Here is a 22,829-nt window from a genome sequence, read left to right on the forward strand (position 1 = left end):
AGCCGCGCATCTCCGACTCCGCGCCTCGCCGACACCATTTAGCCGCCCTGTCATAAGGCGGAACGAATGGAATCGATCGGCATCGTCGCTCCACAGACCATGCACTTCGCCGAACCGCTGCGCTTGCAAAGCGGCAGCGTGCTCGGCAACTATCAGCTCGTCGTCGAGACGTACGGCGAGCTCAACGCCGCGCGCTCGAACGCGGTGCTCGTCTGCCACGCGCTCAACGCGTCGCACCACGTCGCCGGCGTCTACGCGGACGATCCGCGCAGCACCGGCTGGTGGGACAACATGGTCGGCCCGGGCAAGCCGCTCGACACCAACCGCTTCTTCGTGATCGGCGTGAACAACCTCGGCTCGTGCTTCGGCTCGACCGGCCCGATGAGCATCGACCCGTCGTCCGGCAAGCCGTATGGCGCCAAGTTTCCGGTGGTGACCGTCGAGGACTGGGTGCACGCGCAGGCGCGCGTCGCGGATGCCTTCGGCATCGAGCGCTTCGCCGCGGTGATGGGCGGCAGCCTCGGCGGGATGCAGGCGCTCGCGTGGAGCCTGATGTATCCGGAGCGCGTCGCGCACTGCATCGACATCGCGTCGACGCCGAAGCTGTCCGCGCAGAACATCGCGTTCAACGAGGTCGCGCGCTCGGCGATCCTGTCCGATCCCGACTTCCACGGCGGCGACTACTACGCGCACGGCGTGAAGCCGAAGCGCGGCCTGCGCGTCGCGCGGATGATCGGCCACATCACGTACCTGTCCGACGACGACATGGCCGAGAAATTCGGCCGCGCGCTGCGCCGCGCCGACGGCGCGCTCGACGCGTACAACTTCAGCTTCGACGTCGAATTCGAGGTCGAGTCGTACCTGCGCTACCAGGGCGACAAGTTCGCCGACTACTTCGACGCGAACACCTACCTGCTGATTACGCGCGCGCTCGACTACTTCGACCCGGCGAAGGCGTTCGACGGCAACCTGACGGCCGCGCTCGCGCACACGCAGGCGAAATACCTGATCGCGAGCTTCTCGACCGACTGGCGTTTCGCGCCGGCACGCTCGCGCGAGATCGTGAAGGCGCTGCTCGACAACAAGCGCACGGTCAGCTACGCGGAAATCGATGCGCCGCACGGCCACGACGCGTTCCTGCTCGACGACGCGCGCTATCACAACCTGCTCCGCGCGTATTACGAACGAATTGCCAACGAGGTGGGCGCATGAACCAGCAAGCGCTGAATTCCCTGTCCGCGCGCGCGGACTTCCGCACGATCGCGCGCTGGGTCGAACCGCGCTCGACGGTGCTCGACCTCGGTTGCGGCGACGGCTCGCTGCTCGCGCTGCTGATGGAAGAACTGGACGTGACCGGCTACGGGATCGAGCTGAACGACGCGGGCGTGCTCGCCAGCGCGAAGAACCGCATCAACGTGATCCAGCAGAACCTCGAAGACGGCCTGCGCCTGTTCGAGGACCACAGCTTCGACATCGCCATCCTGTCGCAGACGTTGCAGACGATTCACCAGACGGCCGCGATCCTGCGCGAAACCGCTCGGGTCGGGCGCGAATGCATCGTGTCGTTCCCGAATTTCGGCTACTGGCCGCACCGGCTGTCGGTGCTGAACGGCCGGATGCCGGTGTCGAAATCGCTGCCTTACCAGTGGCACAACACGCCGAACGTCCGGGTGCTGACGATCGAGGATTTCGAGGCGCTCGCGCCCGAAGTCGGCGTGACGATCCTCGACCGCGTGGTGCTGCACGAAGGCCAGCCGATTCGATGGGGAGCGAACTGGCGTGGTAGTCTTGCTGTCTACCGCGTCAAGCGCAGCTGAGCCGGGGAGCCGTTGACGGACGCCGTCGGCCCGCACGCACGTGCGGCCGCGCCGCTGCGCGACTCGCGCCGCCTGCGCTGCCGCCGCCATCAGTCAACGCTATCCAGTTCCAGTCCATGTCGAAAACGCCACACGAGGCGCCCGCACTCACCGCTCACGAGGATCACCCCGGCTGGCGAGCCTATCTGAACACGCACATGCTGATCTGCGTGTTCCTCGGTTTCACGTCGGGTCTGCCCCTCTTCACGCTCGTCTACCTCGTGCAGGCATGGCTGCGCTCCGAGGGCGTGAACCTGAAGGAAATCGGCCTGTTCGCGCTGATCCAGTTCCCGTACACGTGGAAGTTCCTGTGGGCGCCGCTGATGGACCGCTACGTCCCGCGCCTGCCCGGCTGGCGACCGGGCCGCCGGCGCGGCTGGCTGCTGCTCACGCAGCTGCTGGTCGCGGGTGCGATCGCCGCGCTCGGCTTCGTGTCGCCGCGCGACTCGATCTGGACGGTCGCCGCACTCACCACGCTCGTCGCGTTCTTCGGCGCAAGCGCCGACATCGTGATCGACGCGTACCGCCGCGAGCTGCTGCGCGACACCGAGCAGGGCCTCGGCAACGCGGTGCACGTGAACGCGTACAAGCTCGCCGCGCTGATCCCCGGTTCGCTGGCGCTGATCCTGTCCGACCACCTGCCGTGGGACGCCGTGTTCGCGATCACCGGCGCGTTCATGCTGCCGGGCATCCTGATGACGCTCGTCGTGCGCGAGCCCGAAGTGGTCGGCGCACCACCGCGCAACCTGCGCGACGCGATCGTGCTGCCGTTTCGCGAATTCATCCAGCGCGACGGCTGGGCCGGCGCGCTGCTCGTCATCGCATTCATCTTCCTGTTCAAGATCGGCGACACGATGGCCACCACGCTGTCGACGTCGTTCTTCCTCGACATCGGCTTCTCGCGCACCGAGATCGGCATCGTCGCGAAAACCACCGCGCTCGTCGCGAGCGTCGCGGGCGGCATCATCGGCGGCGTCTGGCTCGTGAAGATCGGCATCGGCCGCGGGCTGTGGATCTTCGGCGCGCTGCAGATGGTGTCGACGCTCGGCTTCGCGTGGCTCGCGCAGCTCGGCCCCGGCTCGCCGGTGCTCGCGGTGCTGTACGACTTCACGGTCGCGGCCAGCCACGCGCTCGCGTCGTTCATGTCGGTGTTCGGTATCGAGATCACGCCAAGGCTGAGCCCGATGACGGTCGCGCTCGCGATCGTCTACGGCTTCGAGACCTTCACGACCGGCCTGACGATGGCCGCGTTCGTCGCGTATATCGCGAGCACGACCGACCCGCGCTACACGGCCACGCAGTTCGCGCTGTTCACGAGCCTCGCGTCGGTGCCGCGCACGCTCGCGTCGGCCGCGAGCGGCTTCGTCGTCGCGAAGATCGGCTGGTACGACTATTTCATCGTGTGTACCGTGCTCGCCATCCCCGGCATGCTGCTGCTGTTCAGGATCGCGCCGTGGAACGGCACCGCGCGCAACGGCGAGGCGCGCCGTGCGCGGTAACCGCCCGCGTCGGCTCGCACACGCGGCGGCGGCGTTGAGCGTCGGCGCCGCGGCGCTAGCCGCGACGCTCGCGCATGCGACCGACACCGGCGCGGCCGCGGCAAGCTCCGCGCCGGCCGCCGCGCAAGCCGCGCCGCCCGCCGCTGCAACCTCTGCCGCGCCCGTCCCGCCGTCCGCCGAAGGCGCGCAGCCGACCGGCGCCGCGGTGCCGGCAAAGGCCTATACGCCGACGCCGACGCAAGTCCGCTACGGCAACGCGATCGCGTTCCGCACGCTGATCCCGTCGCCGCTGCTCGAACAGCTCACCGCGAACGAATACGCGCAGATCGTGCAGACGGCCGCCGACAGCAACCGGCTGCTGCCCGCGAACCAGCCGCGCGTGAAGCGCCTGCGCGCGATCGTCGCGAAGCTCGCGCCGTATTCGGTGAAGTGGAACGACCGCGTGAAAAGCTGGGCGTGGGACGTGAACGTGATCCGCTCGCGCGACATCCGCCTCACCTGCCTGCCGGGCGGCAAGGTGCTCGTGTACGGCGGCATGCTCGACCGCGTGCGCCTGAACGACGACGAGTTCGGCGTGCTGCTCGCGCACGGCATCGCGCACGCGCTGCGCGAACACGCGCGCAGCAACTTCAGCGTGGCCTCGCAGACGTCGCTGCGCGCGGCCGCGCTGCCGCCGCTGTTCGGCGTCGGCGATCCGCTGCCGCAGGCGCTGAACCTCGGCGAGCGCCTGCAGTCGCTCCACTACGATCCGACCGACGAGACCGAGGCCGACGTGATCGGCGGCGACATCGCCGCACGCGCGGGCTTCGATCCGCGCGCGGCGATCACGCTGTGGGACAAACTCGCGGTCGCGACGCGCGCGAACAAGACGTCGGGCTTCATCTACACGCACCCGTACAGCACCGCGCGCCGCCAGGATCTGCTGAACCGGCTGCCGGACCTGATGCCGCTGTACGCGAAGGCGACGGGCAAACGCGTCGAATCGCTGCCCGACTACGCGGGCATCAGCGCGCAGCGACGCAAGATCGTGCGGCGCTGAGCCACCGCGCGGCGCCGGACGCTACGCGTCCACGTCGGCCATGGCCGGCCGCACCCCGCTGTCGCGCATCCAGCGCACTTCGTCGCCGGGGCTGCGGCCGAACAGCCGCTTGAACTCGCGGCTGAACTGCGACGCGCTCGCATAGCCGACCCGCGCGGCCGCCGCGCCAGCGCCCACGCCGTCGCGCACTATCATCAGCCGCGCCTGGTGCAGCCGCGCGGTCTTCACGTACTGCATCGGCGACGTCGCCGTCACGTGCTTGAACTGCGCGTGGAACACCGCGAGGCTCATCCCGGCTTCGCGGGCGAGCGTCTCGACGTCGAGATCGGCCTTCAACTCCGCATGGATGCGCCGCAGCGCCTTCGCGATGCGGCCGAAATGATGCTGCTGCACGAGCGCCGCGCGCATCGCGTCGCCCTGCTCGCCGGTCAGCACGCGATACGCGATCTCGCGCATGATCGCCGGCCCCAGCACCCGTGTGTCGTGCGGCGACGCGAGCGCTTCGAGCAGCCGCACGACCGCATCGGCCAGCGGCGCATCGAGCGGCGTCGAATAGACGCCGAGCGGCTCGCTGACCGCCGCGCCGAGCGTCTCGTCGAGCAGGATCGCGAGCTCGGCGATCACCGCGAGATCGACGCGGATCGAGATCGCGAGAAACGGCTCGTCCATGCTCGCGAACGTCTCGCATTCGAACGGCAGCGGCACCGACAGCACCAGATACTGCTGCGCGTCGTAGACGAACGAACGGTCGCCGAGATAGCCGAGCTTGCGCCCCTGGCACACGACGATGATGCTCGGCTCGTACAGCACCGGCATGCGCGGCGCCGGATGGGTCACGCGGATGAAGCGCACGCCGTCGAGCGCCGCGAGCGTGTCGCCCTCGTTCGGCGCGAGGCGCGTGTGCAGCTCGATCATGCGGCGCTGCAGGCGCTCGCCCACGTCGGCCAAAAGGGGTTGGAAGCTCATCGGTACGGCCCTGTCCGGCAAGAGAATCTGGCTCGCAATGTAGCACCTTGAACGCATTTTGACGGCCGTTCGTGGGCAATTCGAGAGGAATAGGCAAATCTTCCAGACCTTCGTGTATTTCGCCGCGGCGCCTCGCTCCTTACGATGACGTCCTGTCTCGCCGCATCGCCACATGATGCGACGGCAGTCTGTTTCACCGGACGTTTTCCGGACAAGGAGCCCATTGCATGAGCACAACCTATGCCTACGCGGCGACCGATGCGCAGTCGCCGCTCGCCCCGTTCGAATTCCAGCGTCGCGCGCTGCGCGACCTCGACGTCCAGATCGACGTCCTCTACTGCGGCGTCTGCCACTCGGACCTTCACCAGGCGCGCAACGAATGGCGCAACACGATCTACCCGGTCGTGCCGGGCCATGAAATCGTCGGCCGCGTGACCGCGACCGGCCCGCAGGTGTCGCGCTTCAAGGTCGGCGAGCTGGTCGGCGTCGGCTGCCTCGTCGATTCGTGCCGCACCTGCGCAAGCTGCGAAGAAGGCCTCGAGCAGTATTGCGAAAACGGCTTCGTCGGCACCTACAACGGCCAGGATCGCGTGACGGGCGACATCACTTACGGCGGCTACTCGACGCAGCTCGTCGTCGACGAAGCATTCGTGCTGCGCGTGCCGGACACGCTCGATCCGGCCGGCGCCGCGCCGCTCCTGTGCGCGGGGATCACGACCTACTCGCCGCTGCGGCAGTGGAACGTCGGCCCCGGCAAGAAGGTCGGCATCGTCGGCCTTGGCGGCCTCGGCCACATGGGCGTGAAGCTGGCGCGCGCGATGGGCGCGCACGTCGTGCTGTTCACGACGTCGCCGTCGAAGATCGAGGACGGCAAGCGGCTCGGCGCGCATGAAGTGGTGATCTCGAAGGACGAAGCGCAGATGAACGCGCACCTGAACAGCTTCGACTTCATCCTGAACACGGTCGCCGCGCAGCACGACCTGAACCCGTTCCTGCACCTGCTGAAGCGCGACGGCACGATGACGCTCGTCGGCGCGCCGGAGCACGATCATCCGTCGCCGCAGGTGTTCAACCTGATCTTCAAGCGCCGCCGCCTCGCGGGCTCGCTGATCGGCGGGATCGCGGAGACGCAGGAAATGCTCGATTTCTGTGCGGAACACGGGATCACGTCGGACATCGAGACGATTCCGATGCAGCAAATCAACGCCGCTTACGAACGGATGCTGAATAGCGACGTGAAGTACCGGTTCGTCGTGGATATGGCGTCGCTCAAGCAGTAAGCCGCGCCCCAAACGAAACGGGCCGCATGTTCGACATGCGGCCCGTTTTGCATGCGGCGGCTACGCGCACCGCGTAGCGCCGGCCGTCACTTCGTGTAGTCGTAGTCGATCGTCAGCGGCGCGTGGTCGCTGAACTTGATGTCCTTGAAGATCGACGTGCTTTTCGCGGTGCCGGCCACGCCCGGCGTCGCGATCTGGTAATCGATCCGCCACCCGACGTTCTTCGCGTACGCCTGGCCGCGGTTGCTCCACCACGTGTACTGCTCGGGGCGTTGATCGAGCGTGCGGAACACGTCGACGTAGCCGACGTCGTCGAACAGCCTCGTGAGCCACTCGCGCTCTTCCGGCAGGCAGCCGGAGTTCTTCTGGTTGCTCTTCCAATTCTTGATGTCGATTTCCTTGTGGACGATGTTCACGTCGCCGCACAGAATCACCTCGCGCTTCTTCTTCAGCGCGGCGAGGTGCGGCATGAATTCGGCCATGAAGCGGTACTTGGCCTGCTGGCGTTCTTCGCCGCTCGAGCCGGACGGCACGTACACCGACACGACCGACAGCTTGCCGTAGCGCGCCTCGACGTAGCGCCCTTCGGCATCGAATTCGCTGCTGCCGAAGCCGATGATCACGTCGTCGGGCTCGCGGCGGCTGTACACGCCCGCACCGCTGTAGCCCTTCTTCTCCGCGTGGTGGAAATAGCTCTTGAAGCCGTGCGGCTCGACGAATTCGGCCGGCAGGTCGTCGGCCGACACCTTGATTTCCTGCACGCACACGCAATCGGCGTTCTGTTCGCCGAGCCAGTCGAAGAAGCCCTTCTTCGCGGCGGAGCGGATGCCGTTCAGGTTGGCGGTGATCACTCGCATCATGTCGGGTTCCGTTCAGTTCGATGTTTTTACAGGGTTAGCGGATCTTCACGCCTTCGAGCTCGGGCTTCGGCGGCGGGAATTCCAGCTTCATGTCGGTCATCGTGCGCAGCAGCAGCTCGGCGATCATCACGTTGCGGTGCGTCTTCGAATTCGCCGGGATCACGTACCACGGCGCATGCTCGGCCGACGTCGCGGCGAGCGCGTCGCGGTACGCGGACTGGTACGCGTCCCAGTGCTTGCGCGCGTCGAGATCCGAGATGTCGAATTTCCAGTGCTTGGTCGGATCGTCGATACGCGCCTGCAGCCGCGCGCGCTGCTCGTCCTTCGAAATGTGCAGGAAGCACTTGACGATGGTCGTGCCGTTCTCGAACAGCATCGTCTCGAAATCGCGGATCTGCCGGTAGCGACGCTCGCATTCCTTGTCGTCGATCGCACCGAGCACGCGCGGCACCAGCACGTCCTCGTAGTGGCTGCGGTTGAAGATCGCGAGTTCGCCCGCCGCCGGCACCTGCGCATGCACGCGCCACAGGAAGTCGTGCGCGGCCTCGATCGGCGTCGGCGCCTTGAACGGCACGATGCGCAGGCCGAGCGGATCGACCTCGCGGAACACCGCGCGCACGGTGCCGTCCTTGCCGCTCGTGTCCATCCCCTGCAGCACGAGCAGCACGCGCTTCTTCTGCTGCGTGTGCAGGCACTCCTGCTGGACGTCGAGCTCGGTCGACACGGCCGACAGCCGTTCGCGGTCGGCCTCCTTCGAACCGGACGAAAACGGCTTCGCGGCCGGGTCGAACGCGTCGAGCTTGAATGCGGCGGCTTCCTTGTCGCGCGTGCTGTAGGGCACGCGGAAATCGTCGAGCGACGGTTGTTTCGCCATTCGTTCCTCCGTTGAACGGTGCGATGCATACGATAACGCATCCACCAAACGCGACGGGCCGCCCCGAACTGGTTCGGAGCGGCCCGTCGTCAAGCGCGGTTCAGGCGCGCGCGCATGCTCAGCCGAGCTTCTTCTTCAGCAGTTCGTTGACCTGCTGCGGATTGGCCTTGCCCTTGGTCGCCTTCATCGCCTGGCCGATCAGCGCGTTGAACGCCTTTTCCTTGCCCGCGCGGAATTCCTCGACCGATTTCGCGTTCGCCGCGAGCACTTCGTCGATGATCGCTTCCAGCGCGCCGGTGTCGGAGATCTGCTTCAGGCCCTTCGCGTCGATGATGCGGTCGGCCGCACCTTCGTCGGTCGCCTTCTCGTCCCAGATCGTCGCGAAGATTTCCTTCGCGATCTTGTTCGAGATCGTGCCGTCGGCGATGCGCTGCAGCAACAGCGCGAGTTGCGCGGCCGACACCGGAATCGCGTCGATCTCGATGCCGTCGCGGTTCAGTTGCGACGACACGTCGCCCATCAGCCAGTTCGCGACGATCTTCGCATTCGCCGCGCCGGCCTTCGCGACCACCGATTCGAAGTACGCGGCCATCGCCTTGCTCGACGTCAGCACGCCCGCGTCGTACGCGGACACGCCGTACTCGTCGACGAAGCGCTGCTGCATCGCGGCCGGCAGTTCGGGCATGCCCGACTGCACACGCTCGACCCAGTCCTGGCCGATCACGAGCGGCATCAGGTCGGGGTCCGGGAAGTAGCGGTAATCGTGCGCGTCTTCCTTGCTGCGCATCGACCGCGTCTCGCGCTTGTCCGGATCGTACAGGCGCGTTTCCTGCACGACTTCGCCGCCGTCCTCGATCAGCTCGATCTGGCGACGCACTTCGTAGTTGATCGCTTCCTCGAGGAACCGGAACGAGTTCAGGTTCTTGATTTCCGCGCGCGTGCCGAATTTCTCCTGGCCGACCGGGCGCACCGACACGTTCGCGTCGCAGCGGAACGAGCCTTCCTGCATGTTGCCGTCGCAGATGCCGAGCCACACGACGAGCGCGTGCAGCGCCTTCGCGTACGCAACGGCCTCTGCCGCGCTGCGCATTTCCGGCTCGGTGACGATCTCGAGCAGCGGCGTGCCGGCACGGTTCAGATCGATGCCCGTCATCCCGGCGAAGTCTTCATGCAGCGACTTGCCCGCGTCTTCCTCGAGGTGCGCGCGGGTCAGGTTGACGGTCTTCTCGTACGCGGCCTTGCCGGCCTTTTCGTTGGCCGGCACCTGGATCGTGATCTGGCCGCCCTGCACGACCGGAATCTCGTACTGGCTGATCTGATAGCCCTTCGGCAGATCGGGGTAGAAATAATTCTTGCGCGCGAAGATGCTGCGCGGCGCGATGGTCGAGCCGATCGCGAGGCCGAAGCGGATCGCCCGCTCGACCGCGCCGCGGTTCAGCACCGGCAGCACGCCCGGCAGCGCCAGGTCGACCGGGCACGCCTGCGTGTTCGGCTCCGCGCCGAACTGCGTCGAGGCGCCCGAGAAAATCTTCGAGACGGTCGACAGTTGCGCGTGCGTCTCGAGACCGATAACGACTTCCCATTGAGTCATGCTTACACCCCCGCCGGAACTTGCTTGTGCCAGTCGGTCGCGCGCTGGAACGCATCCGCGACCTGCAGCATCCGGGCTTCGTTGAAATAGTTGCCGATGATCTGCAGGCCGACCGGACGCTGCGCGTTCGCGCCCGCGCCGAAGCCGCACGGCACGCTCATGCCGGGCAGGCCGGCGAGGCTCACCGACAGCGTATAGATATCGGCGAGATACATCTGCACCGGATCGTCGCCCTTCGCGCCGAGATCCCATGCGACCGTCGGCGACGCCGGGCCCATGATCACGTCGCAGGACTTGAACGCTTCCTGGAAATCGTTCGCGATGATGCGGCGGATCTTCTGCGCCTGCAGGTAGTACGCGTCGTAGTAGCCGTGCGACAGCACGTACGTGCCGACCAGAATCCGGCGCTTCACCTCCGGCCCGAAGCCTTCGGCGCGCGACTTCTTGTACATGTCGAGCAGGTCGCCGTACTGCGCGGCGCGGTGGCCGAAGCGCACGCCATCGAAACGCGACAGGTTCGACGACGCTTCCGCCGGCGCGATCACGTAGTACACGGGGATCGACAGTTCCGTCTTCGGCAGCGACACCGGCACGAGCGTCGCGCCGAGCGCTTCGTATTGCTTGAGCGCCGCGTCGATCGTCGCGCGCACGTCGTCGGCGAGGCCGGCGCCGAAATACTCGTTCGGCAAGCCGATGCGCAGGCCCGCGAGCGGCTTGCCCGCGTCGTTGCCGGCCGCCCACGGCTGGCCGAGGTGGCGCGTGAAGTCTTCGTCGTCGCGCTCGAGGCTCGTCGAGTCGCGCTCGTCGAAGCCCGCCATCGCGTTCAGCAGCAGCGCGCAATCGGACGCGCTCTGCGCCATCGGGCCACCCTGGTCGAGCGACGACGCGAACGCGATCATCCCGTAGCGCGACACGCGGCCGTAGGTCGGCTTGATGCCCGTCACGCCCGCGAACGACGCGGGCTGGCGGATCGAGCCGCCGGTGTCGGTGCCGGTCGCGGCCGGCGCGAGGCGCGCGGCGACGGCGGCCGAGCTGCCGCCCGAGCTGCCGCCCGGCACCGCGTTCGTGTCCCACGGGTTCTTCACCGCGCCGAACGCCGAATTCTCGTTGGACGAGCCCATCGCGAACTCGTCCATGTTGGTCTTGCCGAGCGTGACCATGCCGGCCGCCTGCAGGCGGGCGACGACGGTCGCGTCGAACGGGCTCTCGTAGTTCGCGAGCATCTTCGAGCCGGCGGTCGAGCGCCAGCCGCGCGTGACGAACACGTCCTTGTGCGCGATCGGCAGGCCGGTCAGCGCGCCGCCCGCACCGCGGGCGAGTTCCGCGTCGGCGGCTTTCGCCTGCGCGAGGGTGAGGTCGGCGTCGACGTGGACGAACGCGTTCAGGTCGCGCGCGGCGTCGATCCGTTTCAGGTAGTGCTGCGCGAGCTCGACGGCCGAGCATTCCTTGGCGGCGAGCGCGGCGCGCAGTTCGGTCAGGCTTTTTGCGTGCATTGAGTGGTTTTCCTGGGAATTCTGGGTGGCGCGCGGCGCTGGACGGCCGGCGCGCTTGTCATCGAATGCTTACTCGATCACCTTCGGCACGAGATAGAGGCCGTCCTGGACGGCCGGCGCCGGACGCTGGTTGTCGTCGCGATCGACGACTTCCGTCACGGCGTCGTCGCGCAGGCGCTGCGCGACTTCCTGGATCTGTTCGATCGGGTGGGCGAGCGGCGCGATGCCGGCGGTGTCGACCGCCTGCATCTGTTCGACGAGGCCGAAGAATTCATTGAGCTGGCCGAGCATGTGCTCGGCGTCGGCGTCGGCCATTTCGAGTCGCGCCAGGTGCGCGATGCGTTTCACATCGGTCAGGGTCAGGGCCATGCGATCACCGGAAAAACAAGGCTGCGCAGTGCATCGACGACAGCACTGCGGCGGGGGGTTGGAGGGTGCGATCCCACCCTCAAAAATCGGGGCCGAAGCGGCAAAAATACCGCCCGTTTCGATTCAAATACCGAGAAATTATAAGGTATCATTACGCGTTCGACCCAAACCCGGCAGCCTTTTCCCGCACCGTTTCGCCCTGTTTCGGCAAGCCGTGCGTGCTTCGTGCGATCCCCGGTAGACATCACTCGCAGCTTCGTGCGCCGCGGCGGCCGCTTCCGCCACGCTTCCCGAGGCTGTTATTTTTTCCGCTGCCGCCCTCAGCGCTCGCTATGCAGGGCCGGCCCAGAGCGAAACAGGATTCTGAATGTTCGGTTTTTTGCGCAGCTACTTCTCCAACGATCTCGCGATCGACCTCGGCACCGCAAACACCCTGATCTACATGCGCGGCAAGGGCATCGTCCTCGATGAGCCGTCCGTCGTGTCGATCCGCCAGGAAGGCGGCCCCAACGGCAAGAAGACGATCCAGGCGGTCGGCAAGGAAGCCAAGCAGATGCTCGGCAAGGTGCCGGGCAACATCGAGGCGATCCGCCCGATGAAGGACGGCGTGATCGCCGACTTCACCGTCACCGAGCAGATGATCAAGCAGTTCATCAAGACGGCCCACGAGTCGCGCATGTTCTCGCCGTCGCCGCGCATCATCATCTGCGTGCCGTGCGGCTCGACCCAGGTCGAGCGCCGCGCGATCAAGGAAGCGGCGCACGGCGCCGGCGCGTCGCAGGTCTATCTGATCGAGGAGCCGATGGCGGCCGCGATCGGCGCGGGCCTGCCGGTGTCCGAAGCCACCGGCTCGATGGTCGTCGACATCGGCGGCGGCACGACCGAAGTCGGCGTGATCTCGCTCGGCGGCATCGTGTACAAAGGCTCGGTGCGCGTCGGCGGCGACAAGTTCGACGAGGCGATCGTCAACTACATCCGCCGCAACTACGGGATGCTGATCGGCGAGCAGACCGCCGAGGCGATCAAGAAGGAAATCGGCTCCGCGTTCCCGGGCTCCGAAGTCAAGGAAATGGAAGTGAAGGGCCGCAACCTGTCGGAAGGCATCCCGCGCAGCTTCACGATCTCCAGCAACGAAATCCTCGAAGCGCTGACCGATCCGCTGAACCAGATCGTGTCGTCGGTGAAGATCGCGCTCGAACAGACGCCGCCGGAACTCGGCGCCGACATCGCCGAACGCGGGATGATGCTGACGGGCGGCGGCGCGCTGCTGCGCGACCTCGATCGCCTGCTCGCGGAAGAAACCGGCCTGCCGGTGCTCGTCGCCGAGGATCCGCTCACCTGCGTCGTACGCGGTTCGGGCATGGCGCTCGAGCGCATGGACAAGCTGGGCAGCATCTTCTCGTACGAGTGATCGCCTAAGCAGTCCCGTTTGATATGACGCACCCGCGGCGTGGCCGGATCGCTCGTTCAGAACGAACCGCCGCGCCGTTTGCGCGTCTGAGCATTATTTAACCGATCACACGCGCCCGGCGCCGACCATGGAATACAGTCCGCCGCCCCTCTTCAAGCAAGGTCCGCCCGCGCTCGCGCGGCTCATCTTCTTCGTCGCCCTCGCCATCGCGCTCCTCGTGTCGGACGCGCGCTTCAGCACGCTCGAAATCGTGCGCGGCGTGCTCGGCACCGTGCTCTACCCGCTGCAACGCGCGGCGCTCGTGCCGCGCGACCTGTTCATGGGCGCGGCCGACATCGCCGTTACCGGCGCGTCGCTGCGCCACGAGAACGACGACCTGCGCAAGCGCAACCTGCAACTGTCCACGCAAGCCAACCAGGCCGCCGTGCTCACGCAGGAAAACGCGCACCTGCGCGCGGTGCTCGAACTGCGCCAGCACATCGCGACGCAATCGACGCCGGTCGAGATCCAGTACGACACGAGCGATCCCTTCACGCAGAAGATCGTGGTCGGCCAAGGCTCGCAGCAAGGCATCCAGGACGGCTCGCCCGTCGTCAGCGAGGACGGCGTGATCGGTCAGGTCACGCGCGTGTTCCCGCTGCAATCCGAAGTCACGCTGGTCACCGACCGCGATCTCGCGATCCCCGTGCAGGTGCTGCGCACCGGCCTGCGCAGCGTGATCTACGGCACGCCGAAGGGCGATTCGCTCGACCTGCGCTTCGTGCCGACGAGCGCGGATCTCGTCGCCGGCGACGAGCTCGTCACGAGCGGCCTCGACGGCGTCTATCCGCCCGGACTGCCGGTCGCGAAGGTCGTGCGCGTCGACAAGCTCGCCGATACCGCGTTCGCCCGCGTGACCTGCGCACCGGTCGCGGCCGTGCGCGGCGCGCGCCAGATGCTCGTGTTGCATTACCGGAACGACATCCCGCCGCGCCCGGCCGAGCTTGATCCCGCGACCGAGAAGAACGCGAAGGGCAAGAAGGGCGCGAAAGCCGCCGCGAAGAGCGACAAAGCGGAGAAAACCGACAAGGCCGACGCGAACGCGAAGCCGGCCGCCGCGGCCCAGTCCGGCGCAAAGCCGGCGCCCGCGGCGCCTGCCGCGCCGGCCCAACCGGCCGCCGCGCCCGCGAAGCCCGCCGCCGGGCAATCAGGAGCCCAGCGATGAACCGCCCGCAATACATCCTGCAGCCGGTCAATCCGTATTTCATCGTCTTCAGCCTCGCCGCCGCGTTCCTGCTGAACCTGATGCCGTGGGGCCGCCTGCCCGGCGTGCCCGACTTCGTCGCGCTCGTGCTGCTCTTCTGGAACATCCATCAACCGCGCAAGGTCGGGATGGGCGTCGCGTTCGCGCTCGGCATCCTGATGGACGTGCACGACGCGGGGCTGCTCGGCGAGCACGCGCTCGCCTATACGCTGCTGTCGTACGGCGCGATCACGATCCACCGCCGCGTGCTGTGGATGCCGATCGGCGTGCAGGTGCTGTACGTCACGCCGCTGCTCGTCGCCGCGCAGCTCGTGCCGTTCGTGATCCGCCTGCTGATGGGCGCCGCGTTCCCCGGCTGGCGCTATCTGGTCGACGGTTTCGTCGAAGCCGCGCTGTGGCCGATCGCGAGCCACCTGCTGCTGATGCCGCAACGCCGCCCGGTCGACCCGGACGATACGCGACCGATCTGAGCCGGACCGACCTTGAATACCCGCCGCCCCCACGCCCGCCGCGCGCCGCGCTCCGGGGCGGCACCTCGCCCGCGCCCGCGCGCGGGCCAGATTGCCCTTAAATGACCGAATTCAACGACACCCAACAGCAGCTCTCGAGGTTCCGCCTGCGCGTCGCGGCGGCGGGCGTGTTCGTGTTCGTCTGCTTCGGGCTGCTCGCGAGCCGCTTCTTCTACCTGCAGCTGATGCAGCACGGCAAATACGCGCTGCAGGCCGAGGAAAACCGCATCTCCGTCGCGCCGATCGTGCCGAACCGCGGGATCATCACCGACCGCAACGGCGTGATCCTCGCGAAGAACTACTCGGCGTACACGCTCGAGATCACGCCGTCGAAGCTCGACGACACGCTCGACAACACGATCGACAAGCTGTCCGAGATCATCCCGATCGACGCACGCGACCGCCGCCGCTTCAAGAAGCTGCAGGAAGACTCGAAGAACTTCGAGAGCCTGCCGATCCGCACGCGGCTCACCGACGCGGAAGTCGCGCGCTTCACCGCGCAGCGTTTCCGCTTCCCCGGCGTCGACGTGCGCGCGCGGCTGTTCCGTCAGTACCCGCTCGGCATGACGGCCGCGCACGTGATCGGCTATATCGGCCGGATCTCGAAGCGCGACCAGGATCGCATCGACGCGATGAGCGACGACAACGACAGCGACCAGGAGCACTACGATCCGCGCCGCGACGCGAACAACTACAAGGGCACCGACTACATCGGCAAGATCGGCGTCGAGCAGAGCTACGAAACCGAGCTGCACGGGCTGACGGGTTTCGAGGAAGTCGAGGTGACGGCCGGCGGCCGGCCGGTGCGCACGCTGTCGCGCACGCAGGCGACGCCCGGCAACAACCTCGTGCTGTCGCTCGACATCGGGCTGCAGCAGGTCGCCGAGCAGGCGTTCGCCGGCAAGCGCGGCGCGCTCGTCGCGATCGAGCCGAAGACGGGCGACGTGCTCGCGTTCGTGTCGTCGCCAAGCTTCGACCCGAACTCGTTCGTCGACGGCATCGACCAGCAGACCTGGGACGAGCTGAACAACTCGCCCGACAAGCCGCTGCTGAATCGCCCGCTGCACGGCACCTACCCGCCGGGCTCGACGTACAAGCCGTTCATGGCGCTCGCCGGCCTGACGCTCGGCAAGCGCACACCGGGCTGGGGCTTCCAGGATCCCGGCTACTTCACGTTCGGCGGCCACACGTTCCGCAACGACGTGCGCTCGGGCCAGGGCTGGGTCGACATGAACAAGGCGATCATGGTGTCGAACGACACCTACTTCTACATGCTCGCGCGCGACCTCGGCGTGAACGCGATCGCGAACTTCATGAAGCCGTTCGGCTTCGGCCAGATCACCGGGATCGACATCCAGGGCGAGGCGCGCGGGATCCTGCCGTCGACCGACTGGAAGAAGAAGGCGTTCAAGAAAGCGGCGCAGCAGAAGTGGTTCGACGGCGAGACGATCAGCCTCGGGATCGGCCAGGGCTACAACTCGTTCACGATCCTGCAGCTCGCGCACGCCACGGCGACGCTCGCGAACAACGGCGTCGTGATGAAGCCTCACCTCGTGAAGGAAGTCGAGGATCCGATCTCGCGTGCGCGCCACCTGACCGTGCCGAAGGAAAGCGACGTGATCCCGCTGAAGGCGGCCGACATCGACGTCGTGAAGCGCGGGATGGAGAACGTGATCGAGAACCCGTCCGGCACCGCGTACAAGGTGTTCCGCGGCGTGCCGTACCTCGCGGCCGGCAAGACCGGGACCGCGCAGGTGTTCTCGCTGCAGGGCTCGAACTACAAGGGCCACCTGCTCGCCGAGCACCTGCGCGACCACGCGCTGTTCATCGCGTACGCGCCGGTCGACCATCCGCAGATCGCCATTGCGCTGGTCGTCGAGAACGGCGGCTGGGGCGCGCAGGCCGCCGGCCCGATCGCGCGGCGCGTGCTCGACTACTACCTCGTCGAGCGCCAGAACCCGAAGAACGAAGCCGCGGCCGTGGCCGCCGCGGCGTCGGCCACCGAGCCGGTGAGCGCGCCGGTGGTCGGCGACACGTCCAAGCCCGCCACGATCGCGGCCGGCTTCACCGCGCTGCCGCAGCCGGTCGTGCCGTCGGCGGCCAGCGCGGCCGATGCGGCATCGGCTGCATCGGGGGCGTCGGGTGCCTCGGGGCCGGCTAGCGCCAGCGCCACCGCGCCGGCCGACGCGAGCGCCGCGGCGCCGATGGCCGCGAGCCTGCCGCCGATCCGGCGCCCGCACCGGCCGCGCCGGCCCGCCAGCGACGCGCAGCCGGTCGTCGCCACGCCGCGGGACGACAACCACCGCGCAACGGCCCCCGCGAAAGCGGCGGACGCCGGCACCGCTCATTAACGGAGAAAGGCATGCAATTCGACAAGCGCGCCTGGCTCGACAAGATCAAGCAGATGTTCGCGGGCTTCGACCGCCCGCTCGCCCTCATCGTGTTCCTGCTGCTGTGCGTCGGCATCGTCACGCTGTACAGCGCGTCGATCGACGTGCCGGGCCGCGTCGAGGACCAGTTGCGCAACATTCTGCTGACGTTCGTGCTGATGTGGGTGATCGCCAACATCCCGCCGACCACGCTGATGCGCTTCGCGGTCCCGCTCTATACGTTCGGGGTCGCGCTGCTGATTGCCGTCGCGCTGTTCGGGATGACCAAGAAGGGCGCGAAGCGCTGGCTGAACGTCGGCGTCGTGATCCAGCCGTCGGAAATCCTGAAGATCGCGACGCCGCTGATGCTCGCGTGGTACTACCAGCGCCGCGAAGGCGGGCTGCGCTGGTACGACTTCGTCGCCGCGTTCGGGATCCTGATGGTGCCGGTCGGGCTGATCGCGAAGCAGCCCGACCTCGGCACGGGCCTGCTCGTGTTCGCGGCCGGCTTCTTCGTGATCTACCTCGCCGGCCTGTCGTTCAAGCTGATCGTGCCCGTGCTCGTCGCGGGCGTGATCGCGGTCGGCTCGATCGCCGTGTTCGAGGAACGCATCTGCCAGCCCGAAGTGCAGTGGCCGCTGATGCACGACTACCAGAAGCACCGTGTGTGCACACTGCTCGACCCCACGTCCGACCCGCTCGGCAAGGGCTTCCACACGATCCAGGCCGTGATCGCGATCGGCTCGGGCGGCGCGCTCGGCAAGGGCTACCTGAAAGGCACGCAGGCGCACCTCGAATTCATTCCGGAAAAGCACACCGACTTCATCTTCGCGGTGTTCTCCGAGGAATGGGGCCTCGCCGGCGGGCTCGTGCTGCTGACGCTGTACATGGCGCTGATCGCACGCGGCCTCTACATCGCCGCGCAGGGCGCGACGCAGTTCGGCCGGCTGCTCGCGGGCTCGCTCACGCTCGCGTTCTTCGTCTACGCGTTCGTCAACATCGGGATGGTGAGCGGCGTGCTGCCGGTCGTCGGCGTGCCGCTGCCGTTCATGAGCTACGGCGGCACCGCGCTCACGACGCTCGGCATCGCGATCGGGATGATCATGAGCGTCGGGCGGCAGCGGCGGCTGATGAAGAGCTGACCGCGCGGCCTGCCCCGCGACACACGAAAACGGCGCCCCGGCGCCGTTTTTCATTGGGCCAGGCCGCTTACTGCGGCGGCGCGTACGGCTTGCCTGGCTGCACCGCGCCGGCGCCCGATGCCGGCGTCGGCGCCTTCAGCCGCGCGCTCAACTCCTTGAATTTCAGCCCGGCCGTCTCGTCGCCCTGCGCGGCGGCGGCCGCGTAATACGCGCGCGCGATGTTCAGGTTCTGCGCGACGCCGTCGCCGCCGCGCTCGTAGAACGACGCGGTCACGTACTGCGCGACGGGATCGCCGGCGTCGGCGGCCTGCTTGTACCACGTGAACGCCTGCCGGTTGTCGCGCGGCGTACCGCGCCCGTCGAGGAACTGGTTTGCGAGCGACAGCTCGGCCTGCACATGCCCCTGCTTCGCGGCCCGCAAGAACCAGCGATGCGCTTCTGCCGGGTTGCGCGCGACGAACTCGCCGTCGTCGAACATCCGGCCGTACACGTACTGCGCGTGCGACATGTTCGCGTCCGCCGCGCGCTTGAGCCAGCGCACCCCTTCGTCGATGTTCGCCGTCACGCCTTCGCCCGTCAGCAGCATCATCGCGTAGTTGAACTGCGCGAGGCGATCGCCGCGCTCGGCCGCATCGTGGAACTGCACGAGCGCCGCGCGATAGTCGCCGGCGTTGTAGTCGGCGACCGCCGATTGCGTCTCGCGCGCCGGATCGGGCTTCGCTTGCGGCACGCCCTGCGCGGCGGCCGCCGCCCACACGGCCCACAGCCCGACCATCGTCCCGATCCGCACCCGCCTGCGGCACGCAGCGTCTGCTCCGTTCATGACCGTACCTCCTGCAACGCCTGCCGCGTCGCGCGCAACAGCCAGCTCACGTCGGCCGATACGGTAATCATCCGGTATCCGGCGTCGCGATACTGGCGCGCGGCCGCCGTATCGCCGGCGAAGATGCCGACCGCGACGCCCGCCTGCTTGCCGGCCGCGAGCACGCGCGCCATCGCGGTTTCGACGTCCGGGTGGCGGATATCGCCGAGATGCCCGAGGCTCGCCGCGAGATCGGCCGGGCCGACGAACAGGCAATCGACGCCGGGCGTCGCCGCGATCCGCTCGACTTCGTCGACGCCGCGCGCCGATTCGACCTGCACGACCACCGCGACTTGCGCATTCGCCGTCTGCAGGTAGTCGCGGCGCATGCCGAATGCCGCCGCGCGCACCATGCCGGCCACGCCGCGCAGCCCGTCCGGCGATTCCGGCGACGGGAAGCGCGTGAGCCGCACCGCGTGCGCGGCGTCGTCGGGCGACTCGATACACGGGAACATCAGCGTGCGCGCGCCGGCGTCGAGCGCGCGCTTCACGAGCCACGGCTCGCGCGCCGGCACGCGCACGACCGGCTCGCTCGGCAGGTGCGCCGCGGCGATCGCGCGCAGTTGCGATGCCACGTCGCGACTGTCGTTCGGCGCATGCTCCATGTCGATGCAGAGCCAGTCGTAACCGGCATGCGCGAGCGCTTCCGCGGCCGAGTCGCTGCCGAGCGACAGCCACAGGCCGTACAGCGGCTCGTCACCGTCGCGCAGGCGTTGTTTGAGGGAATTGGTGAGCGTGCTCATCGATACGGCCTCCGGAACGGAACGGCAATCGAACGGGACAAGCAACAGGCAAAGCGAAACGCGCACCGCCCAAGCAATCGAAGCATGGCGGCGGCCGCAGACCGCGCGCCGCAGAACGTGAGTCGGACCGGGACGGCCGATCTGACAGCGCGGGCCGCGCGATCGCCCACGCGCGCGTTTTTCGGTGCCGCACGACGATCATAGCGCGGCGGGGTGCTCGATGCGGGAACAGACGGGGGAAGCCGTACCGGCGCGGGACGGCGGGAGGCGACACCGCCAGGCGCGGTGACGGGCAGCCCGCGCCGGACGGCGGGGCTGCCGGTGCAGGCAGGATCAGCGGCCGGACTGGCGCTCGACGTCGGCCCAGCAGTTCGGCGTTTCGTACAAGCGCACGCGCTCGAGGCGCAGGTTCACGCCGTAGTGCGCGTCGTACACGTTCGCGAGGCGGTCGAACGCGATCGCCGCGAGGTTCTCGACGGTCGGGATCCGGTCGATCACGACGGTCTTGTGGTCGGCCATCTGCTCGAGGAACGAGCGCACGACGTCGTCGCGCGCATAGACCAGGAACGCGTGGTCCCACTTGCTGACGAGGTGCTCCATCGCGAGCGCCTTCACGTCGGCGAAATCCATCACCATGCCGCGGTCGGGCGCGCCCTCGGTATCGACGAGATCGCCGCGCAGCGTGATTTCGAGCACGTAGCGATGGCCGTGCAGGTTCCTGCACTGGCTGCGGTGATCGGGAATGCGGTGGCCCGCGTCGAATTCGAGTTTTCGGGTAATCAGCACGATGTCAAAGGCCGTGGCTCAGGGAATGTTCAGATATTTGTGGGTCTGCATCGACAGCCGCCACTGCGGATGACGCTTGCACCAGTCGATCGCGAGCTTCGTGTTGAGGTCGCGCGACGGGCCGTCCATCGGCTGCACGAGAAAATACTCGAAATCGAGCTTCGCGTAGTCGGCGAGCCGCTGGTTGTCCTGCGGCACGACGACCTTCAGTTCGTTGCCCTTCGTGACGACGAGCGGCGCATCGGCCTTCGGGCTCACGCAGATCCAGTCGATCGTGTCGAGCACCGGCAGCGAACCATTGGTCTCGATCGCGATCTCGAAGCCGGCCGCATGCAGCGCGTCGACGAGCGGCTGGTCGAGCTGCAGCATCGGCTCGCCGCCCGTGCAGACGACGAAGCGGTGCGCTTCGCCGTCCGGCCACAGGCCGGCGATCGTCGCGACGAGCGCGGCGGCATCCTTGAACTTGCCGCCGTTCTCGCCGTCGGTGCCGACGAAATCCGTATCGCAGAAGCGGCACACGGCCTCCGCACGATCCTCTTCGCGGCCCGACCACAGGTTGCAGCCGGCGAACCGGCAGAACACGGCCGGCCGGCCCGCATTCGCGCCCTCGCCCTGCAACGTGTAGAAAATTTCCTTGACCGCGTAAGTCATCGTGCTTCGTCCGGCTCGCGCCGCTCGTTGTCGATCAGAATCCGTTGTCCATCAAGCGCTGCCCGCGCGAGCCGCGTCACAGCGGCGCTTCGGTCACCCGCTCGCCCTTCAGGTAGGCCTCGTAGCCGCGCTTGCGCAGCTTGCAGGCCGGGCATTCGCCGCAGCCGAAGCCCCAGTCGTGCAGCTCCGCACGCTCGCCCACGTAGCACGTGTGCGTCTCGACGCGGATCAGTTCGACGAGCGCGTTGCCGCCGAGCTGTTCGGCGAGCTGCCAGGTCTGCGCCTTGTCGAGCCACATCAGCGGCGTCTCGAGCACGATGCGCGTATCCATCCCGAGATTCAGCGCGACCTGCAGCGCCTTCATCGTGTCGTCGCGGCAGTCCGGATAGCCGGAGAAATCGGTCTCGCACATCCCGCCGACCAGCACGCGCAGCCCGCGGCGATAGGCGATCGCCGCGGCGATCGTCATGAACATCAGGTTGCGGCCCGGCACGAACGTGTTCGGCAGGCCGTTGGCCGTCGTCTCGATCTCGATCGTGCGCGTCATCGCGGTATCGCTGATCGCGCCGAGCACCGACAGGTCGATCATGTGATCGTCGCCGAGCCGGTCCGACCACGCCGGAAACTTGCGCTTCAGCGCTTCGCGCACGCCTTCGCGGCACTCGAGTTCGACGCGATGACGCTGGCCGTAATCGAAGCCGAGCGTCTCGACCGTCTGGTAGCGCTCGAGGGCCCATGCCACGCACGTGGCGGAGTCCTGCCCGCCGGAAAACAACACGAGCGCGCCGTCTTTAGCGTCTGTCCGAATCACCGTGATACTCCGTGAATGTGTAGGCTCGCGTCGCACTGCGCCCCGAGGCCGGCTGCCACCGGGCGGCCGACGCGGCCGGCCTGCGCCGGCCCGACCAGTATAGGCAGCGCGGTCGGCCGCGAATGCGGCGGCGCGCTTATACCGCTCATCGCGCGGCATCGTGGCCGCGCGCCACGGCAGGTGCGCCGCGGGCAGCCTGCCATGCGCATGAAGCGATGCGCTAAGTCATTGAGCGGGCACGGATTTTATCATGCCCCGGCGAATGCTGCCGGGCCCGCCGCTCACGACGCGCGATATCCACCACAAACGAAAAACCCCAAGAACCTTCCGATTCTTGGGGTTTTAAATGCTGGTGGCCTGGGACGGAATCGAACCATCGACACGCGGATTTTCAATCCGCTGCTCTACCAACTGAGCTACCGGGCCAACGAAGAATGAAAGTATATCGAGCTATTCGGCCCCGAGCAAGTGCTTT

General features: G+C 67.5%; 21 protein-coding genes and 1 tRNA gene. 10 read left to right on the forward strand and 12 right to left on the reverse strand.

Annotation, left to right across the window (positions count from 1 at the left end):
• The first annotated feature begins 66 nt into the window (after positions 1 to 66).
• The 4 genes from metX to JYG37_RS01840 all read left to right on the forward strand — a co-directional run bounded on the left by metX (position 67) and on the right by JYG37_RS01840 (position 4,394).
• Positions 67 to 1,212, forward strand: coding sequence for a homoserine O-succinyltransferase MetX (metX, locus tag JYG37_RS01825; RefSeq protein ID WP_124631146.1), 1,146 nt, complete (start codon positions 67 to 69; stop codon positions 1,210 to 1,212).
• Complete coding sequence (gene metW, locus JYG37_RS01830) at positions 1,209 to 1,817, forward strand: methionine biosynthesis protein MetW (protein WP_085041929.1); 609 nt, start codon at positions 1,209 to 1,211, stop codon at positions 1,815 to 1,817. Before metX ends, metW begins: the two co-directional genes overlap by 4 nt.
• Before the next feature lie 116 nt (positions 1,818 to 1,933).
• A complete protein-coding gene (locus JYG37_RS01835; protein WP_213345832.1) occupies positions 1,934 to 3,355 on the forward strand; it encodes an AmpG family muropeptide MFS transporter in 1,422 nt (473 codons plus the stop codon).
• Positions 3,345 to 4,394, forward strand: coding sequence for a M48 family metallopeptidase (locus tag JYG37_RS01840; RefSeq protein ID WP_050017921.1), 1,050 nt, complete (start codon positions 3,345 to 3,347; stop codon positions 4,392 to 4,394). Before JYG37_RS01835 ends, JYG37_RS01840 begins: the two co-directional genes overlap by 11 nt.
• A 21-nt stretch (positions 4,395 to 4,415) precedes the next feature.
• On the opposite strand, the gene JYG37_RS01845 is transcribed toward JYG37_RS01840, so the two are convergent.
• A complete protein-coding gene (locus JYG37_RS01845; protein WP_124638334.1) occupies positions 4,416 to 5,360 on the reverse strand; it encodes an AraC family transcriptional regulator in 945 nt (314 codons plus the stop codon).
• A 227-nt stretch (positions 5,361 to 5,587) separates the two neighbouring features.
• Between JYG37_RS01845 and JYG37_RS01850 the strand changes: the two genes are divergently transcribed.
• Positions 5,588 to 6,640, forward strand: a complete 1,053-nt coding sequence (locus tag JYG37_RS01850; protein WP_213345833.1) for an NAD(P)-dependent alcohol dehydrogenase — start codon at positions 5,588 to 5,590, stop codon at positions 6,638 to 6,640.
• An 86-nt stretch (positions 6,641 to 6,726) separates the two neighbouring features.
• Here the strand turns inward: JYG37_RS01850 and JYG37_RS01855 are convergent, their stop codons facing one another.
• From JYG37_RS01855 to gatC, 5 genes are all read right to left on the reverse strand, one after another.
• The gene (locus JYG37_RS01855) at positions 6,727 to 7,500 is read right to left on the reverse strand and encodes an exodeoxyribonuclease III (RefSeq protein ID WP_050017918.1); all 774 of its coding nucleotides are present in this window, start codon (positions 7,498 to 7,500) and stop codon (positions 6,727 to 6,729) included.
• Positions 7,501 to 7,534: 34 nt separating this feature from the next.
• The gene (locus JYG37_RS01860) at positions 7,535 to 8,374 is read right to left on the reverse strand and encodes a polyphosphate kinase 2 family protein (protein WP_213345834.1); all 840 of its coding nucleotides are present in this window, start codon (positions 8,372 to 8,374) and stop codon (positions 7,535 to 7,537) included.
• A 118-nt stretch (positions 8,375 to 8,492) separates the two neighbouring features.
• Positions 8,493 to 9,965 carry an Asp-tRNA(Asn)/Glu-tRNA(Gln) amidotransferase subunit GatB gene (gatB, locus tag JYG37_RS01865; protein ID WP_050011133.1) on the reverse strand — a complete coding sequence of 491 codons (1,473 nt, stop codon included), beginning with the start codon at positions 9,963 to 9,965 and terminating at the stop codon, positions 8,493 to 8,495.
• 2 nt (positions 9,966 to 9,967) lie between these two features.
• Positions 9,968 to 11,458: an Asp-tRNA(Asn)/Glu-tRNA(Gln) amidotransferase subunit GatA gene (gene gatA / locus JYG37_RS01870; RefSeq protein ID WP_006494379.1), complete on the reverse strand. Its 1,491-nt coding sequence runs from the start codon at positions 11,456 to 11,458 to the stop codon at positions 9,968 to 9,970.
• A 69-nt stretch (positions 11,459 to 11,527) separates the two neighbouring features.
• Entirely contained in the window at positions 11,528 to 11,827 is a 300-nt protein-coding gene (gene gatC / locus JYG37_RS01875) for an Asp-tRNA(Asn)/Glu-tRNA(Gln) amidotransferase subunit GatC (RefSeq protein WP_006485929.1), read from the reverse strand.
• Between the two features lie 367 nt (positions 11,828 to 12,194).
• Between gatC and JYG37_RS01880 the strand changes: the two genes are divergently transcribed.
• The 5 genes from JYG37_RS01880 to rodA all read left to right on the forward strand — a co-directional run bounded on the left by JYG37_RS01880 (position 12,195) and on the right by rodA (position 18,501).
• Positions 12,195 to 13,238, forward strand: coding sequence for a rod shape-determining protein (locus tag JYG37_RS01880; RefSeq protein ID WP_004189550.1), 1,044 nt, complete (start codon positions 12,195 to 12,197; stop codon positions 13,236 to 13,238).
• Positions 13,239 to 13,365: 127 nt separating this feature from the next.
• Positions 13,366 to 14,442 (forward strand): rod shape-determining protein MreC, encoded by a 1,077-nt coding sequence (gene mreC / locus JYG37_RS01885; RefSeq protein ID WP_213345835.1) that lies wholly within the window; start codon positions 13,366 to 13,368, stop codon positions 14,440 to 14,442.
• Complete coding sequence (mreD, locus tag JYG37_RS01890) at positions 14,439 to 14,951, forward strand: rod shape-determining protein MreD (RefSeq protein WP_006477476.1); 513 nt, start codon at positions 14,439 to 14,441, stop codon at positions 14,949 to 14,951. The genes mreC and mreD overlap by 4 nt, the downstream gene beginning before the upstream one ends.
• A 101-nt stretch (positions 14,952 to 15,052) precedes the next feature.
• Positions 15,053 to 17,341, forward strand: coding sequence for a penicillin-binding protein 2 (gene mrdA, locus JYG37_RS01895; RefSeq protein WP_124556230.1), 2,289 nt, complete (start codon positions 15,053 to 15,055; stop codon positions 17,339 to 17,341).
• An 11-nt stretch (positions 17,342 to 17,352) separates the two neighbouring features.
• A complete protein-coding gene (gene rodA / locus JYG37_RS01900; protein ID WP_050011130.1) occupies positions 17,353 to 18,501 on the forward strand; it encodes a rod shape-determining protein RodA in 1,149 nt (382 codons plus the stop codon).
• A gap of 67 nt (positions 18,502 to 18,568) precedes the next feature.
• Here rodA and JYG37_RS01905 read toward each other — a convergent pair whose 3' ends face one another.
• The 6 genes from JYG37_RS01905 to JYG37_RS01930 form a co-directional block, all read right to left on the reverse strand.
• A complete protein-coding gene (locus JYG37_RS01905) occupies positions 18,569 to 19,324 on the reverse strand; it encodes a tetratricopeptide repeat protein (RefSeq protein ID WP_213345836.1) in 756 nt (251 codons plus the stop codon).
• Positions 19,321 to 20,106 (reverse strand): HpcH/HpaI aldolase family protein, encoded by a 786-nt coding sequence (locus tag JYG37_RS01910; RefSeq protein ID WP_050011128.1) that lies wholly within the window; start codon positions 20,104 to 20,106, stop codon positions 19,321 to 19,323. The genes JYG37_RS01905 and JYG37_RS01910 overlap by 4 nt, the downstream gene beginning before the upstream one ends.
• A 333-nt stretch (positions 20,107 to 20,439) precedes the next feature.
• The gene (gene queD, locus JYG37_RS01915) at positions 20,440 to 20,892 is read right to left on the reverse strand and encodes a 6-carboxytetrahydropterin synthase QueD (protein ID WP_050011127.1); all 453 of its coding nucleotides are present in this window, start codon (positions 20,890 to 20,892) and stop codon (positions 20,440 to 20,442) included.
• Positions 20,893 to 20,910: 18 nt separating this feature from the next.
• A complete protein-coding gene (gene queE / locus JYG37_RS01920) occupies positions 20,911 to 21,543 on the reverse strand; it encodes a 7-carboxy-7-deazaguanine synthase (protein ID WP_050011126.1) in 633 nt (210 codons plus the stop codon).
• 76 nt (positions 21,544 to 21,619) lie between these two features.
• Entirely contained in the window at positions 21,620 to 22,354 is a 735-nt protein-coding gene (gene queC / locus JYG37_RS01925) for a 7-cyano-7-deazaguanine synthase QueC (protein ID WP_050011125.1), read from the reverse strand.
• Positions 22,355 to 22,704: 350 nt separating this feature from the next.
• Positions 22,705 to 22,780 (reverse strand) — tRNA-Phe (locus JYG37_RS01930).
• Positions 22,781 to 22,829: the final 49 nt, after the last annotated feature.

The organism is Burkholderia sp. LAS2, from assembly GCF_018417615.1.
GTDB classification, from domain to species: Bacteria; Pseudomonadota; Gammaproteobacteria; order Burkholderiales; family Burkholderiaceae; genus Burkholderia; species Burkholderia sola.

Bases quoted from the DNA above. Each gene is read 5' to 3' on its own strand.
- queE (WP_050011126.1), bottom strand. From the start codon at position 21,543: ATGACTTACGCGGTCAAGGAAATTTTCTACACGTTGCAGGGCGAGGGC.
- JYG37_RS01905 (WP_213345836.1), bottom strand. From the start codon at position 19,324: ATGAACGGAGCAGACGCTGCGTGCCGCAGGCGGGTGCGGATCGGGACG.
- mreD (WP_006477476.1), top strand. From the start codon at position 14,439: ATGAACCGCCCGCAATACATCCTGCAGCCGGTCAATCCGTATTTCATC.
- gatC (WP_006485929.1), bottom strand. From the start codon at position 11,827: ATGGCCCTGACCCTGACCGATGTGAAACGCATCGCGCACCTGGCGCGA.
- JYG37_RS01910 (WP_050011128.1), bottom strand. From the start codon at position 20,106: ATGAGCACGCTCACCAATTCCCTCAAACAACGCCTGCGCGACGGTGAC.
- JYG37_RS01850 (WP_213345833.1), top strand. From the start codon at position 5,588: ATGAGCACAACCTATGCCTACGCGGCGACCGATGCGCAGTCGCCGCTC.
- mrdA (WP_124556230.1), top strand. From the start codon at position 15,053: ATGACCGAATTCAACGACACCCAACAGCAGCTCTCGAGGTTCCGCCTG.
- metX (WP_124631146.1), top strand. From the start codon at position 67: ATGGAATCGATCGGCATCGTCGCTCCACAGACCATGCACTTCGCCGAA.
- JYG37_RS01835 (WP_213345832.1), top strand. From the start codon at position 1,934: ATGTCGAAAACGCCACACGAGGCGCCCGCACTCACCGCTCACGAGGAT.
- JYG37_RS01855 (WP_050017918.1), bottom strand. From the start codon at position 7,500: ATGATGCGAGTGATCACCGCCAACCTGAACGGCATCCGCTCCGCCGCG.
- metW (WP_085041929.1), top strand. From the start codon at position 1,209: ATGAACCAGCAAGCGCTGAATTCCCTGTCCGCGCGCGCGGACTTCCGC.
- gatB (WP_050011133.1), bottom strand. From the start codon at position 9,965: ATGACTCAATGGGAAGTCGTTATCGGTCTCGAGACGCACGCGCAACTG.
- mreC (WP_213345835.1), top strand. From the start codon at position 13,366: ATGGAATACAGTCCGCCGCCCCTCTTCAAGCAAGGTCCGCCCGCGCTC.
- gatA (WP_006494379.1), bottom strand. From the start codon at position 11,458: ATGCACGCAAAAAGCCTGACCGAACTGCGCGCCGCGCTCGCCGCCAAG.
- rodA (WP_050011130.1), top strand. From the start codon at position 17,353: ATGCAATTCGACAAGCGCGCCTGGCTCGACAAGATCAAGCAGATGTTC.
- JYG37_RS01845 (WP_124638334.1), bottom strand. From the start codon at position 5,360: ATGAGCTTCCAACCCCTTTTGGCCGACGTGGGCGAGCGCCTGCAGCGC.
- JYG37_RS01880 (WP_004189550.1), top strand. From the start codon at position 12,195: ATGTTCGGTTTTTTGCGCAGCTACTTCTCCAACGATCTCGCGATCGAC.
- JYG37_RS01860 (WP_213345834.1), bottom strand. From the start codon at position 8,374: ATGGCGAAACAACCGTCGCTCGACGATTTCCGCGTGCCCTACAGCACG.